This is a genomic window from Nonomuraea sp. NPDC050310, from assembly GCF_040655795.1.
Classification (GTDB): Bacteria; Actinomycetota; Actinomycetes; order Streptosporangiales; family Streptosporangiaceae; genus Nonomuraea.
In genome coordinates this window covers 260,624-274,084 of sequence record NZ_JBFAKP010000009.1, presented here as the reverse complement: position 1 = coordinate 274,084, position 13,461 = coordinate 260,624, and the positions used below count along the sequence as shown (strand labels likewise).

Genomic DNA, 13,461 nt, shown 5'->3' with positions numbered 1-13,461 from the left:
GGTTACATTCCGAACCCGGAAGTTAAGCTTCTCTGCGCCGATGGTACTGCACTCGCCAGGGTGTGGGAGAGTAGGTCGCCGCCGCACAAATATTGATCAGATGAGGCTGTACCCGTTGATCGGGTACGGCCTCATCTGTGTTTGAGGCCCGCCCGGGTGTCCGGGCGGGCCTTTCTGCGTTTCAGGGCCGGAAGGGGCTCCGAGCAGGAAAGGGCTCAGGGGCGGAGGTCCAGCCAGACTAGGCGGTGGTCGGAGCTGGGGAACGGGAAGACGCCGGTGAGGCGGGAGAGCGGGTCGCTACGGACCGGCCAGAACACCCCGCTCCCGCTGACCCGCAACCGCTTGGACGGCAGCACGTAGTCGGCCCGGAGGTTCCCGGGGGCGTTGTCGTTGAAGTCGGCCGTGTCCTGAGCCGGGTCCCCGCGGTGCGAGGCGTTCGCGCCACCCTGGAGGGCGGCGGCCTCGGCGGCGCCGGCGCTGGCCGGGGCGGTGGAGGAGTCGATCTTCGGGTGGTTCAGGAGCTGCTGGATCGCCCCGGCGTAGCTGTCGCCGTCGAAGGGGTCGGCGTTCTGGTCGCCGGCGATGACGAAGCGGGCGCTGGGGTGCAGCCCGCCACGGCGGCCACGGTCGTCGTAGATGTAGCCGGAACGCGCCGGGTGCACGTAGTCGGCCCAGAAGCGGATCTCGTCGTGGTTGCGCCGCCCGTTGCGGTCCTCGGGGCCGTCGAAGGTGGGCGGGGTGGGGTGGCTGGCGAGAAGGTGCACGGTCCGCTTGCCGACCTGCAGCGGCAGGTCCCAGTGGCTCTTGGAGGACAGGCGGAGCACCGCCAGCTCTTCGGGGGAGTAGAAGCCGGGTGGGATGACCGCGCCGGGCATGTCCTTCCACAGGAAGGTTTGGAAGGTGCGGACGCCGCCGATCGGGAAGCGCGAGTAGACCGCCATGCCGTACTGGCCGGGGAACTGGCCGAAGCCGAAGGCGTCGTCGCCGTAGCCGGGCGCGCCGGGGGTGGTGACGACCTGGCCGTTGTTGTTGAGGTCGAAGCCGGAGGCCAGGCCGGTGTTGCTGGGGGCGGTATAGGCGTGACCGTAGACGATCGGGGCGGCGCCGTTCTGGCCGACGCTCAGGTAGTTCTCCTGGAACAGGCGCAGGGCGGTCCCGGCGGTGTCGTAGTCGAACTCGTTGATCAGCACCACGTCGGGGCGGGTGCGCTGGATGATCTCGGCGATGGTCTTGGCCTGGACGTTCGCCGGCGTGCTGAGGTCGCGGACGAGGTCGCCCTCGGCGTTGCGGTTGAGCGAGGCGTTGAAGGTGGCGAAGCGCACCTCACCCCGATAGGCCGCGGTGGTCGCGGTGGCCGGCGGGGCGAGGGGAAGCAGGGCTGCCGCAGCGGCAGCCAGGACGAGGGTGACGCGCCGTAAGCTCATCCCCCGATCGTGGCACGGGGCCGCGAGCCCTGGAACTCGTCCCCGGGGTCGATCACATGACCAGCCGGCTAACGCTCAGCGGGTGACCGCAGCTTGGAGCAGGGGCTCGACCCGGAACGGGATCTGCGTCGACAGCGAGATCGTCGAGTCGGTCCGCTGAACAGCCGGGGAGGCCAGGACGGTCGCGATGATCTCCTGGAGGTGTTCGGTGCTCCGGGCGACGACCCGACACAGCAGGTCGTGCTGGCCGCTGGTGCCGTGGACCTCCAGGATCTCCGGGACGGCACGCAGCGCTTCCACCGCCTCGGCGAGGCGCCCTTGGGCGATCTGGAGCCAGACGAAGGCCAGGATCGGGTAGCCCACCGGCACGGGATCGATCGTGGGGCCGAAGTCGGCGATGACGCCCCGGGCGACGAGCTTGTCCACTCGTGCCTGGACGGTGCCGCGGGCGACACCCAGGAGGCGGGCGAGCTCGGTGAGGCCGATGCGCGGGTGGGCTCGCATGGTGGCGAGCAGCCGGGCGTCCAATGTGTCCACGTGCACCTCTGGGCGATTCGACCAGCCGATCCCGGCGCTAGCCGTACCGGACTATGCGGATATGGCAGAAAAACTAGCAGCTCTTGCCAGCGAATCAGGAAATTGCTGTTATCTGGGTCATGTTCGAGGAAGCGCAGTACTTCGCGCCGGTCTCCACCACGGAGGACGGCGGTGTGGTGGTCGAGTTGTCCCAGTCGCACCCGGGGTTCGCGGATCCGGTGTACCGCGCGCGGCGCAACGCCATCGCCGGGCTGGCGGTCAATCACCGGCGCGGGGAGCCGATCCCCGAGGCCGAGTACACCGAGCAGGAGCACGAGGTCTGGGCGAGCGTGACGCGCGAGCTGGCGGTCAAGCACCGCAAGTACGCGGCGGCCGAGTATCTCGCCGGGGCCGAGCGGCTCGGGCTGCCCGAGGAGCGGATCCCGCAGTTGCAGGAGGTGAGCGAGCTGCTGGAGCCGCTGACCGGGTTCCGGTACCTGCCGGCGGCCGGGCTGGTGCCGCTGCGGGACTTCTACGGGGTGCTCGCGGACGGCTACTTCCACTCGACGCAGTACATCCGGCATCACTCGGTGCCGTTCTACACGCCGGAACCGGACGTCATCCACGAGGTGATCGGGCACGCCAACGCGCTGGCCTCCGACCGGTTCGCGCGGCTGTACCGCAGTGCGGGGGCGGCGGCGCGGCGGGTGGAGAGCGACGAGGCGCTGGAGTTCGTGTCGAAGGTCTTCTGGTTCACCCTGGAGTTCGGGGTGCTGCGGGAGGACAACGAGCTCAAGGCGTACGGCGCGGGCATCCTGTCCTCCTACGGGGAGATCGAGGAGTTCCGCGGGATGGACATCCGGCCGCTGGACCTCGCCGCGATGGGCACCACGCACTACGACATCACGAAATATCAGGACGTGCTGTTCGCGGCCGACTCCCTGGACCACCTGGAGGACGTCGTGGGCGGCTTCTGGGACAGTTGCGACGACGAGTCGATTGCCCGGATTTCCTGAGAACTCCCGTCCCGCTCCCGGCGTCCCACTCTGCAGGGGGCCGAGCTGAGGAGCGGGGCGATGATCATTCACGCGTTACTGGCCGGGACGCTGACCTTCACCGGAGCCCCGCCAGCCGGGTCCGAGGAGGTCACCAGGTCGCTGGACCGGTTCCTGCGCACCCGGCCGGGGCCGGTGACCGCGATGGTCAAGGACCTCAGGACCGGGCGCAGCTACCGCTACCACCGGCACGAGCGGCTCATCACCGCGAGCGGCGCGAAGGTCCAGATCCTGATGGCGCTGCTGCTCAAGACGCCGTGGGCGAAGCTGGGCAAGGCCGCCCGGCACGACGCGAGCATCATGATCCGGCACAGCGACAACCACGCGGCCGACCGGCTGTGGGAGCGTATTGGCAAGGCTCCGGGCTTCACCAGGGCCGGGCGGGCCTTCGGGCTCAAGCACACCGCGGGCGTGCCGGGGGACTGCCTCGACCTGTACTGCTGGGGCATCACCAAGACCTCCGCCGAGGACCAGGTCCGGCTGATGAGCGCGCTGGTGCGCGAGTCGAGCCCGCTGCCGGCCGCCGAGCGCGCGCGGGTCAGGAGCCTGATGGGCGGCGTCGTCGACGGGCAGGACTGGGGTGTCAGCGCCGGAGCGTGCAAGGGCGAGCGCACGGAGCTCAAGAACGGCTGGCTGAAGCGCGTGTCGACGAAACGCTGGGCGGTGACCAGCGTCGGGCTCATCGCGGGGCGGTACGCGGTCGCGGTCCTGACCGAGGGCAGCGCGGAGGCAGGCGACGGCATCGCGACCGTGGAGGGCGTGGTCCGGCGCCTCATGCTCCGCTTCCGCGCGGCCTGCTGAGCCCGCGCGGGAAAACCGTCGCAGGTCGAAGCCGCGCGGTGAAGGACAGGGTCGAAGAAGGTCAGGCCGCGCCGCGCCCCCGCTTGCTGAGCCGGTAGCCCACGCCGCGCACGGTCTGGATCAGCTCGTCGTCCACGTCGCCCAGCCGGGCTCGCAGCCGCTTGACGTGCACCGCGATGGTGTTGGTCGAGGCCGTGTCCGCCGTGTGCCAGACGTTGCGCATGATCTGCTCGCGGGTGACCGTCCGGTCGGCGTTGCGCATCAGGTAGTGCAGCAGCTCGAACTCCCTGAGCGGCAGGTGTACGGCACGGCCGTCCACCTTCACCTGGTGCGCGCCCACGTCCAGTTCCACCCCGCCGACCGCCAGGACCTTGGGCGAGGCCTGGATGAACGGCAACAACTCCGGCACCCGGTACGGCCAGGCCACGCACGCCGACGCCCCGGCGGCGAGCGCCTGGACCGCCTTCTCGGCATGCCCCTCGTCGACACCGAGCAGGACCGGCACGGCTCGCGCCAGCCGTACCGCACGGATGAAGTCCACTGCCCCGATGACCGGCAACGTGGCTGCTACGAGCACCACGTCCGGCTGTAATGCCCCGGCCTGCAACAAGGCCTGGGCGCCGTCGCGCGCGCCGGTGACCGAGACACCCTCTCGTTCCAGTGCCGTGGCCAGGTCCGAGACGATGCGCTCGTCCGGGTCGGCCACCAGCAGTACGGGCATCTCGGAAGCCATCAGCCGAAGCGCCCCGTGATGTAGTCCTCGGTGCGCTTGTCGGAGGGGTTGGTGAAGATGCGGCTGGTCTCGTCGAACTCGACCAGGCGGCCGTGCCGTACGCCCTGGTCGTCGACGTCGGCGGTGAAGAAGGCGGTGCGGTCGGAGACGCGGGCGGCCTGCTGCATGTTGTGCGTGACGATCACGATCGTGTAGTCGCGCGACAGTTCCTGCATCAGGTCTTCGATCTTGGTGGTCGCGATCGGGTCGAGGGCCGAGCAGGGCTCGTCCATGAGGATGACCTCGGGCTGGACCGCGATGGCGCGGGCGATGCACAGGCGCTGCTGCTGGCCGCCGGACAGGGACAGGGCGTTCTGCTTGAGCTTGTCCTTGACCTCGTCCCACAGGGCCGCGCTGGTCAGCGCCTGCTCGACGATCTCGTCCATCTTCCCCTTCACGCCGTTGACCCGGGGGCCGTAGGCGATGTTGTCGTAGATCGACTTGGGGAAGGGGTTCGGCTTCTGGAAGACCATGCCGATGCGGCGGCGGACCTCGATCGGGTCGACGTGGTCGCCGTAGAGGTCTTCGCCGTGGAAAGTGATCTTGCCGGCGGCGCGCGCGCCCGGGATGAGGTCGTTCATCCGGTTGAAGCAGCGCAGCACGGTCGACTTGCCACACCCCGACGGGCCGATCATCGCGGTGATCTCGCGGTTGCCGATGGTCATGTCGACGTTGCGGACCGCCTGGTAGTCGCCGTAGAAGACGCTGAGGTCCTCGACGTTGAAGACCGGGTCCAGCGCCTCGATGTTGCGCGGCGCCTCCGGACCACGGACGGTCACGTTCGGCATGGAGATTCCAATCTCAGACATTCGAGTCCCTTACCACCGCTTCTGGTAGCGGTTACGGAGCCAGATGGCCACGGAGTTCATGAGCAGCAGGATGCCGAGCAGGATCACGATGGCCGCGGCAGCGAGGACGGCGTACTCGGCCTGAGGCCGGGTGATGAAGCCGTAGATCTGCAGGGGAAGCACGGAGAAGCTGCTCCAGACCCCTTCCGGGTTGAACCGGATGAAGGTCGCGGCGCCCAGCATGAGGAAGGGCGCGGCCTCGCCGATGGCGCGGGAGAGCGCCAGGATGGAGCCGGTGGCGATACCGGGCACCGAGGCCGGCAGGACCTGGCGCCAGATGGTCTGCCACTCGGTGGCGCCGAGCGCGAGCGAGCCCTCGCGGATGGAGGGCGGCACGGCCTTGATGGCCTCGCGGGCGGAGATGATCACGATCGGCAGGACCAGCAGCGAGATGGTGATCGCGCCGGTCATGATGGTGAAGCCGAAGGACATCCAGCGGGCGATGATGCCCAGGCCGAGGATGCCGTAGACGATCGAGGGCACGGCCGCCAGGTTCGAGATGTTGAGATCGATCAGGCGGTTGTACCACTTGGTCTTGTCGGCGTACTCCTCCAGGTAGATCGCGGCCAGGATGCCCGTGGGCAGCGCCATCAGGATGGTCAGGCCGATGATCCAGAGGGTGCCGAGGATGCTCGACTGGATGCCGGAGGTCTCGGGCCGCCGGATCGACGGCTGGTTCTCCCAGAGCATCGAGTCCAGGCGGGGCCAGCCTTCCTGGACCACGTAGAAGATCAACGCGGCGAGGAAGCCCAGCGCGATGGCCAGGCTGGACAGCAGGGCGACCCGGAACAGGTGCTCCTTGAGCGGCCGGCCCTTGCTGGCGAGCTGGACCGCCGACCTGGGGGTGGACAGGAGAGCCATCAGTCGTACACCTCGCGGTACTTCTGAACCAGGCGCGCGCTGATCCAGTTCATGGCGAACGTGAGGATGAACAGCAGGGCGCCGACGGCGAAGATGGTCTTGTAGCCGATCGAGCCGACCGGCAGGTCGCCCGAGCCGGCGCTGGCGATGAAGGAGGCCATCGTCGCCATCTCGTTGGCCGGGTTCACGGTGAAGACCGGCTTCGCGCCGGCCGCCAGCACAACGATCATCGTCTCGCCCGCGGCGCGGGAGAAGGCGAGGATGACGGCGGCGACGATGCCGGAGAAGGCGGCGGGCACCACGACGCGCACGGACGTGAGCATCTTGGAGGCGCCGAGCGCGTAGGAGCCCTCGCGCAGGCCGTTCGGCACCGCGGCCATCGAGTCCTCGGCCATCGACGCGATGATCGGGATGATCATGATGCCGACGAGCAGGCCCGCGCTGAGCGCGTTGCGCGGCTCAAGGTTGAGGAAGGGGAAGATCTGCTGGAGCAGCGGGGTGACGAAGACCAGGGCGAAGAAGCCGAAGACGACCGTGGGCACGCCGGCCAGCACTTCGAGCACGGGCTTGAAGATCTTGCGGACCCGCGGGGTCGCGTACTCCGACAGGTAGATGGCCGAGGCCAGCCCGAGCGGGACGGCGACGATCATCGCGATGACGGTGACCTCGAGGGTGCCCACGATGATCGGCCACACGCCGAAGCTCGGCGGGTTGAACAGCGGGCCCCAGGTGGTGGAGCCGAAGAACTCGGCGATGCTCACGGTGGCGAAGAACTCGATGGTCGGCTCGGCGAGAGCCGCGACGATCGCCAGCGTGGTGGCGACCGAGACCAGGGCGGCGAGCATGAGGACGACCTTGATGGCCGCCTCTCCGTAACGCGGGCGCGACCGCGCCAGGGACCTGCCGGTCCCCGTCGCGGTCGCCCTGTGCTGTGCGGCCATCAGCCCGCCAGGCCCTTCAGGGCCTCCAGGTCGGACTTCAGCTTGGTCTCCTGCTCGGTGTTGAGCGGGATGAACTTGGCGTCCTTGGCGATCACGTTGATGTTCTTCGCGTAGAAGTCGAGGAACGCCGCGACCTCCGGCCGCTTGGTGGCGGCGGCGGACGGGTAGACGAAGAGCGGACGGGCGAGCGGCGCGTAGGTGCCGTTCTGGGCGGTCTCGACGCTCGGGGCGACGCAGCCCTTGCCGGAGTCGATCTGGACCGCGTTGAGCTTGTCGGCGTTCTCCTCGAAGTAGGTGAAGCCGAAGTAGCCCAGGCCGCCCTTGGCGCCGGAGACACCGGTGACGATGTCGTTGTCGTTCTCGGAGGGGCTGTAGTCCTTGCGGCTCGCGCCTTCCTCACCGTTGATCTCGTCGGTGAAGTAGTCGAAGGTGCCGGAGTCGGTGCCCGGGCCGTAGAGCTTGAGCGGCTCGTCCGGGAACTTGGCGTCCACGTCCTTCCAGCTCATGACCTTGCCCTCGGCGGCCGGCTCCCACATCTTCTTGAGCTGGTCGGTGGTCAGGCAGGTGGCCCAGGTGTTCTCCTTGGGCACGACCACGGTCAGCGCGTCGGTGGCCACCGTGAGCTCGGTGAACTTGATGCCCTTGGCCTCGCAGGCGGCCTTCTCCTCGTCCTTGATGGCGCGGGAGGCGTTGGAGATGTCGGTCTCGCCGGCGCAGAACTTCTCGAAGCCACCGCCGGTGCCGGAGGTGCCCACCGCGATCTTCACGTTGGGCTGCTCCTCGCCGAAGATCTCGGCGGCGGCCTGGGTCAGCGGGCCGACCGTGCTCGAGCCGTCGACCTTGATCTCGCCGCTGGCCGCGGCCGGGGCGGAGCTGCCCGCCTCGGCGGGGGCGCTGGCGGAGGAGGTGCTCCCCGCGTCAGGCTTGGCGTCGCCGCCACAGGCCGCCGCAGAAAGGGAAACGACGAGGGCTGCCGTCGCCACCCCAAGAAGGCGGCGCTGTCCACTGGTCACGGTATGTGTCCTTCTCCGTGTTGAGATGCTCTTTTTCGTTACGCCCTGATACAACTCGGGCAAAGTGAACGGAAATGAAACGAGCTATGACCGATGGCGGAAGACGTGCCTCGGGGTGCGTGAATACCATCCCAAGTCATGAGCTATCGCATCCTTCTGGTCTGCATGGGCAACATCTGCCGCTCCCCGATGGCCGAGGTCGTCCTCCGCAAAACCCTTGCTGAGCAGGGGATTCATGACGTCGAGGTGGAGAGCGCGGGCACCGGGGGCTGGCACGAGGGCGAGCCGATGGACGAGCGCGCGCTGAGCACGCTGAAGGCCGGCGGCTACGACGGGTCGGCGCATCGGGCCAGGCAGATCCGGCCGGGCGAGTTCGACCTGGTGCTGGTCATGGACCGCGACAACCTGCGCAAGGTGCCCGGGGCGCGGCTGTTTCGCTCCTTCGACCCGGACGCTCCCGAGGGGGCCGAGGTGCCCGACCCCTACTACGGCGGGCAGGACGGCTTCGACGAGGTGTTGCGCCAGGTCGAGGCGGCTTCGCGGGGGCTGGCCGAGTACCTCGCCGCCCGGTGAGCGGGGGGCGAGGCGGCATCGAGCACCGCCGGGAGACCCTTCCCGGCGGCCGGAGGGTCTTCGTCAAGTCGGGTCCTGTTTCCCCGTTGTTCACCTCCGAGGCCGAGGGGTTGCGCTGGCTGGGGGATATCGCGGTTGATGTCGCCTTTGTGAACGAACGCAGTCTCGCCGTGGACTGGGTCGACACCGAGCCGCCCACCCCCGCCGCGGCCGAGCGCTTCGGACGCGACCTCGCGCGCACCCACCTGCTCGGCGCGCCCTCCTTCGGGGCCCCCTGGCCGGGCTTCATCGCCGAGCTGCCCATGGACAACTCGGCCGCCTCCTCCTGGCCGGAGTTCTACGCCGAGCAACGGCTTCTTCCCTTCGTACGGCAGGCGGAGCTGTCCCCGCGGGAGACGGGCCTGATCGAGCGGGTCATCGACCGCCTCCCCGAGCTCTCGGTGGCGGAGCCGCCCGCCCGCATCCACGGCGACCTGTGGAACGGGAACGTGTTGTGGTCGCGGGGGCGCGGCGTGCTCATCGACCCGGCGGCGCACGGCGGCCATCGGGAGACGGACCTGGCGATGCTGGCGTTGTTCGGCGCGCCGCACCTCGACCGGATCCTGGCCGCCTACCAGGAGGTGGCGCCGCTGGCCGACGGGTGGCGGGAACGTGTGCCGTTGCACCAGCTCCACCCGTTGCTGGTGCATGTGGTGCTGTTCGGGGGCGGTTACCGGGAGAGCCTGATCAGCGCGGTTACGAGGGTTCTGGCACTCTGAGTGACACTATGGTCACGTGATCGAAGCGGAAGGGCTCGGGCTGCGCAAGCACGGCCGCTGGATCTTCCGTGACCTGTCGCTCGTCGCGCCGGCCGGTTTCCTCGTCGCCGTCGTCGGGCCGTCCGACTCGGGACGGTCGAGCTTCCTGCTCGCGCTGGCGGGGCGGATGAAGGTGACGACCGGGCGGCTGACCGTCGACGGGGCGCGTGCCGTACGGAAGAAGGTGGCCGTCGCGCGGGTGCGGCCGCCGATCGACCTCACGCCCGAGCTGCGGGTGGGCGAGCACGCGCGCGAGCGCCGGTGGCTGGAGGGCGTCGGGCCGCACGCCTTCGACGACGCGTGCGAGGCGCTGGGCTGGCGGGCTCCGGCGCGCGAGCCCGTGGAGGAACTGGACGCGGCCGATCGCACCCTGCTGTGCGCGGCGCTGGGGCTGATGGCCGGCAAGCCGGTCGTCGTGCTGGACGACGTGCACGAGAACACGGCGAGCGCGCGGCAGAGGGAGGTGTGGCAGGCCCTGCGCCGGGCGTGTGACACGGGGGCGACGATCGTGGCCTCGACGGTGGAGGAGGCGCCCGCGTACGCGCTGGCGGACGGGTGGGTGCGCTGTGCGCGTCCTTGACCTGGCCCTGTTCGAGCTGCGGCGCTTCCGGAAGCCGCTGCAACGGGCCGGGCTGGCCTTCCTGCTGGTGGTGCCCCTGCTGTACGGCGCCATCTACCTGTGGTCGAACTGGGACCCGTACAAGAAGATCGACCAGGTGCCGGTGGCCGTGGTCAACGAGGACCGGCCGGTCTACGTGGACGGCAAGCGGATCGCCGGCGGCGAGGACTTCGTCCAGCGGCTCAAGGAGGACGCGACCCTGCAGTGGCACTTCGTCACCGCCGAGGAGGCCGCCCGGGGGCAGCACGACGGCCGCTACTACGTGATCATCACCGTGCCGCCCGACTTCAGCGAGAAGCTCAGCAGCGGCGCGGACGGGGCGCCGCAGCAGGCGGCGATGTCCATCCAGCTCGACGACGGCAACAACTACCTGGTCGGGGTGATGGCCGAGACCGTCCAGGCCAAGCTCCAGGCGCAGATCAACGAGGCCGCGGTCACCACCTACTTCGAGGCGGTCGTCGAGGGGCTGGAGGAGGCGGAGAAGGGCTTCGAGGAGCTGGAGGACGGCGCCCGCAAGCTCGACCGGGGCGCGGGCAGCGCGGCCGAGGGCGGGCGGAAGCTGGTGGAGGGCACCGAGACGCTCAAGCGCGGCAGCGCCGCACTCGCGCCGGGCGCCCGGCAGGTCGCCGACGGCGTCGACAAGCTCAACGCCATCGCCCAGCCGCTCGCCGCGCTCGCCCAGCGGAAGCTGCCGGTCCTCGCCGATCGGGCCAACCGCATCGCGCAGCTCGCCTCGAAGATCACCGGGATCGGCGCCGAGGGCGCCCGCGGCATCGCACGGGCCGCCGCGGCGGTCTCCGACCTCCTGCACGAGCTGTGCGACGAGATCTCATGGTGGATCGCCGAGGAGAAGAAGAAGCTCGGACTGCCCAGCAACCCGGACGCCTCGGAGGACTTCCGGCTCACCCCCGCGATGAGCGCGATCATCGACTCGCTGCTCGACTTCGCCGACTTCCTGGCCCTGGAGGCGGCTCGCCTCGCCGATGCGGCGGACCAGCTCGACGCGGAGGTCAAGCGGGTGGCCGCCGACATCGCCGCGCTCCGGCGCGAGGTGCCGGCCCTGCAGCGCAAGATCGCCCGCGGCGCCCGGGACATCCAGCGGCTCGACGACGGCGCCCGGCTGGTCGCCAAGGGCGCGGGCCGGCTCGACCAGGGCGTCGGCTCGCTCCTCGACGGCACCCGGCAGCTCAGCGGCGGGCTCGACCAGCTCAAGGACGGCACCGAGCAGCTCGTGGACGGCATCGAGGAGGGTAAGGCCAAGATCCCCTCGCTGGATCGTTCCGACGCCGCGACGCTCGCGGATCCGGTCGAGATCAGCAAGCACAACCTGCACCCCGCCGGGGCCTACGGGCGCGGGCTCGCGCCGTTCTTCATCCCGATCGCCCTGTGGGTCTTCGGGATCGTCGCCTTCCTCATGCTCAAGCCGGTCAGCGAGCGGGCGCTGGCCTCCGGGGCGCCCTCGCCGCTGGTCACCGCGGCGGCGTGGCTGCCGGTGGTGGGGTTCGGGCAGGTCGCGGCCGGGGTGCTCTACCTCGTGGTCGACAAGGGGCTGGGACTCGCCCCCGTCAACGTGCCCGGGACCCTCGGGCTGATGTCGCTGGGCATCGCCACCTTCGTGGCCATCGTCCAGCTCGTTCGCATCGCCCTCGGCTCGGCGGGCGACGCCGTGGCGCTGCTGCTCCTGATGGTGCAGCTCGTCTCCTGCGGCGGCCTCTACCCGCCCGAGACGTTGCCCGAGCCGTTCGCGACCATCCACCCGCTGGTGCCGATGACCTACCTCGTCGCCGGGCTCCGGGTCACCATCTCCGGCGGCAACCCGGACATCACCTGGCACTCGGTCGGCCTGCTCTGCGGCTTCCTGGCCGGGGCGCTGACGCTGATGTTGCTCGTCGTCATCATGCAGCGCCGGTGGACCATGGAACGGCTCAAGCCTTCGCTGGAGCTGTGAGCCGGCTCAGCACCTCGTCGTGGAGCAGGCCGTTGGTGCAGACCAGGCTGCCGCCGTCGAGCCCCTTGCCGCCGGACAGGTCGGACCACACGCCGCCCGCCTCCTCGACGATGACCGTCAGCGCCGCGATGTCCCACGGCGACAGCTCCGGCTCGGCCGCGGCGTCCACGGTGCCCTCCGCGACCAGCATGTGCGACCAGAAGTCGCCGTAGGCGCGGGTCCGCCAGCAGTTGCGGGTCAGGTCGACGAAGTTGTCCAGCCGGCCCTGCTCCTCCCAGCCGCCCAGGCTGGAGTAGGAGAAGGAGGCGTCGCTCAGCTTGCCGACCTTCGACACGTTCATCCGGGTGGCCTTGGTCAGGCTCTTGCCGGTCCAGGCGCCGCCGTCCTTCGCCGCCCACCAGCGCCGGCCCAGCGCGGGGGCGGACACCAGGCCCACCACCACCTTGCCGTGGTCCATGAGCGCGATCAGCGTCGCCCACACCGGGACGCCGCGGACGTAGTTCTTCGTCCCGTCGATCGGGTCGATCACCCAGGACCGCGCGCCGTACCCGGTGGTGCCGAACTCCTCGCCGACCACCGCGTCCCTCGGCCTGGCCCGGCGCAGGGTGCCGCGGATGGCCTCCTCGACCGCCCGGTCGGCGTCGCTCACCGGGGTGAGGTCCGGCTTGGTCTCGACCTTCAGGTCCACCGCCTTGAAGCGGCGCATGGTCAGGTCGTCGGCGGCGTCGGCCATGTAATGCGCGAGACGCAGATCGTCGCTGTAGCCCGTCACGAGGAGCCACGCTATCGCCTGGGCGAGTGGGTTACCTATACCGGTCCATCCGGTTACCCGCCAGTAGCATGGGGCCATGTCATTCGATGTGGGCGCCTTCCTGCTCGACACCGTGCCCTTCGCCCGGCACCTCGGCATCACCTTCGACAAGGTCGCCGACGGCGTGGCCGTCTGCCGCCTGCCCGACCGGCCCGACCTGCACAACCACCTGGCGGGGCCGCACGCGGGGGCGCTGTTCACCCTCGCGGAGAGCGCTTCGGGCGCCGCCATGCTGTCCGCCTTCGGCGACGAGCTGTCCCGGGCGGTGCCGCTGACGACCGGGGCCGACGTCCGCTACCGCAAGCTCGCGCTCGGCGAGGTCGTCGCCGAGGGCCGCCTGCTCGTGGACCGGGCCTCGGTGGTGGGTCAGCTCGACGCGGGGGAGCGGCCCGAGTTCGCGGTGGAGGTCGAGGTGCGCAACGCCGAAGGGGTCGTGGTCTCGGAGATGACCTTCCGCTGGACCCTCCGCCCCAACCGCTGAG

At 69.9% G+C, this 13,461-nt stretch carries 15 protein-coding genes and 1 rRNA gene; 8 read left to right on the top strand and 8 right to left on the bottom strand.

The window, feature by feature from the left end:
- Positions 1 to 87 (top strand): 5S ribosomal RNA (gene rrf, locus AB0I67_RS23080); the annotation flags it as partial.
- A 128-nt stretch (positions 88 to 215) separates the two neighbouring features.
- On the opposite strand, the gene AB0I67_RS23075 is transcribed toward rrf, so the two are convergent.
- On the bottom strand, positions 216 to 1,424 hold the full coding sequence (locus AB0I67_RS23075) for an endonuclease/exonuclease/phosphatase family protein (RefSeq protein WP_357926997.1): 1,209 nt from the start codon (positions 1,422 to 1,424) through the stop codon (positions 216 to 218).
- Positions 1,425 to 1,499: 75 nt separating this feature from the next.
- A complete protein-coding gene (locus AB0I67_RS23070) occupies positions 1,500 to 1,967 on the bottom strand; it encodes an Lrp/AsnC family transcriptional regulator (RefSeq protein WP_357926995.1) in 468 nt (155 codons plus the stop codon).
- 113 nt (positions 1,968 to 2,080) lie between these two features.
- Here AB0I67_RS23070 and AB0I67_RS23065 point away from each other — a divergent pair, with 113 nt between their 5' ends.
- Positions 2,081 to 2,956 (top strand): phenylalanine 4-monooxygenase, encoded by an 876-nt coding sequence (locus AB0I67_RS23065; protein ID WP_357926993.1) that lies wholly within the window; start codon positions 2,081 to 2,083, stop codon positions 2,954 to 2,956.
- 60 nt (positions 2,957 to 3,016) lie between these two features.
- Positions 3,017 to 3,796, top strand: a complete 780-nt coding sequence (locus AB0I67_RS23060; RefSeq protein ID WP_357926990.1) for a serine hydrolase — start codon at positions 3,017 to 3,019, stop codon at positions 3,794 to 3,796.
- A gap of 61 nt (positions 3,797 to 3,857) precedes the next feature.
- Here the strand turns inward: AB0I67_RS23060 and AB0I67_RS23055 are convergent, their stop codons facing one another.
- The 5 genes from AB0I67_RS23055 to AB0I67_RS23035 all read right to left on the bottom strand — a co-directional run bounded on the left by AB0I67_RS23055 (position 3,858) and on the right by AB0I67_RS23035 (position 8,231).
- Complete coding sequence (locus AB0I67_RS23055; protein WP_357926987.1) at positions 3,858 to 4,517, bottom strand: response regulator transcription factor; 660 nt, start codon at positions 4,515 to 4,517, stop codon at positions 3,858 to 3,860.
- 11 nt (positions 4,518 to 4,528) lie between these two features.
- Positions 4,529 to 5,362, bottom strand: a complete 834-nt coding sequence (gene pstB, locus AB0I67_RS23050) for a phosphate ABC transporter ATP-binding protein PstB (protein WP_357927027.1) — start codon at positions 5,360 to 5,362, stop codon at positions 4,529 to 4,531.
- Positions 5,363 to 5,386: 24 nt separating this feature from the next.
- Positions 5,387 to 6,277, bottom strand: a complete 891-nt coding sequence (gene pstA, locus AB0I67_RS23045; protein ID WP_357926985.1) for a phosphate ABC transporter permease PstA — start codon at positions 6,275 to 6,277, stop codon at positions 5,387 to 5,389.
- Positions 6,277 to 7,137, bottom strand: a complete 861-nt coding sequence (gene pstC, locus AB0I67_RS23040; protein WP_357927023.1) for a phosphate ABC transporter permease subunit PstC — start codon at positions 7,135 to 7,137, stop codon at positions 6,277 to 6,279. The genes pstA and pstC overlap by 1 nt, the downstream gene beginning before the upstream one ends.
- A gap of 80 nt (positions 7,138 to 7,217) precedes the next feature.
- Positions 7,218 to 8,231, bottom strand: a complete 1,014-nt coding sequence (locus tag AB0I67_RS23035; protein ID WP_357926982.1) for a PstS family phosphate ABC transporter substrate-binding protein — start codon at positions 8,229 to 8,231, stop codon at positions 7,218 to 7,220.
- 138 nt (positions 8,232 to 8,369) lie between these two features.
- Here AB0I67_RS23035 and AB0I67_RS23030 point away from each other — a divergent pair, with 138 nt between their 5' ends.
- Genes AB0I67_RS23030 through AB0I67_RS23015 form a run of 4 tightly spaced genes read left to right on the top strand, consistent with a single transcriptional unit; the run spans position 8,370 to position 12,168 of the window.
- Positions 8,370 to 8,804: a low molecular weight protein-tyrosine-phosphatase gene (locus AB0I67_RS23030; RefSeq protein WP_357926979.1), complete on the top strand. Its 435-nt coding sequence runs from the start codon at positions 8,370 to 8,372 to the stop codon at positions 8,802 to 8,804.
- Positions 8,801 to 9,562, top strand: coding sequence for a fructosamine kinase family protein (locus AB0I67_RS23025; protein WP_357926976.1), 762 nt, complete (start codon positions 8,801 to 8,803; stop codon positions 9,560 to 9,562). Before AB0I67_RS23030 ends, AB0I67_RS23025 begins: the two co-directional genes overlap by 4 nt.
- Positions 9,563 to 9,578: 16 nt before the next feature.
- The gene (locus tag AB0I67_RS23020) at positions 9,579 to 10,181 is read left to right on the top strand and encodes an ATP-binding cassette domain-containing protein (protein ID WP_357926973.1); all 603 of its coding nucleotides are present in this window, start codon (positions 9,579 to 9,581) and stop codon (positions 10,179 to 10,181) included.
- Positions 10,168 to 12,168 (top strand): YhgE/Pip domain-containing protein, encoded by a 2,001-nt coding sequence (locus tag AB0I67_RS23015; protein WP_357926970.1) that lies wholly within the window; start codon positions 10,168 to 10,170, stop codon positions 12,166 to 12,168. The genes AB0I67_RS23020 and AB0I67_RS23015 overlap by 14 nt, the downstream gene beginning before the upstream one ends.
- Here AB0I67_RS23015 and hisN read toward each other — a convergent pair.
- Positions 12,146 to 12,940: a histidinol-phosphatase gene (gene hisN, locus AB0I67_RS23010; RefSeq protein ID WP_357926968.1), complete on the bottom strand. Its 795-nt coding sequence runs from the start codon at positions 12,938 to 12,940 to the stop codon at positions 12,146 to 12,148. The genes AB0I67_RS23015 and hisN overlap by 23 nt on opposite strands.
- Before the next feature lie 76 nt (positions 12,941 to 13,016).
- Between hisN and AB0I67_RS23005 the strand changes: the two genes are divergently transcribed.
- Positions 13,017 to 13,460, top strand: a complete 444-nt coding sequence (locus AB0I67_RS23005; RefSeq protein WP_357926965.1) for a DUF4442 domain-containing protein — start codon at positions 13,017 to 13,019, stop codon at positions 13,458 to 13,460.
- The last annotated feature ends 1 nt before the right edge of the window (position 13,461 follow it).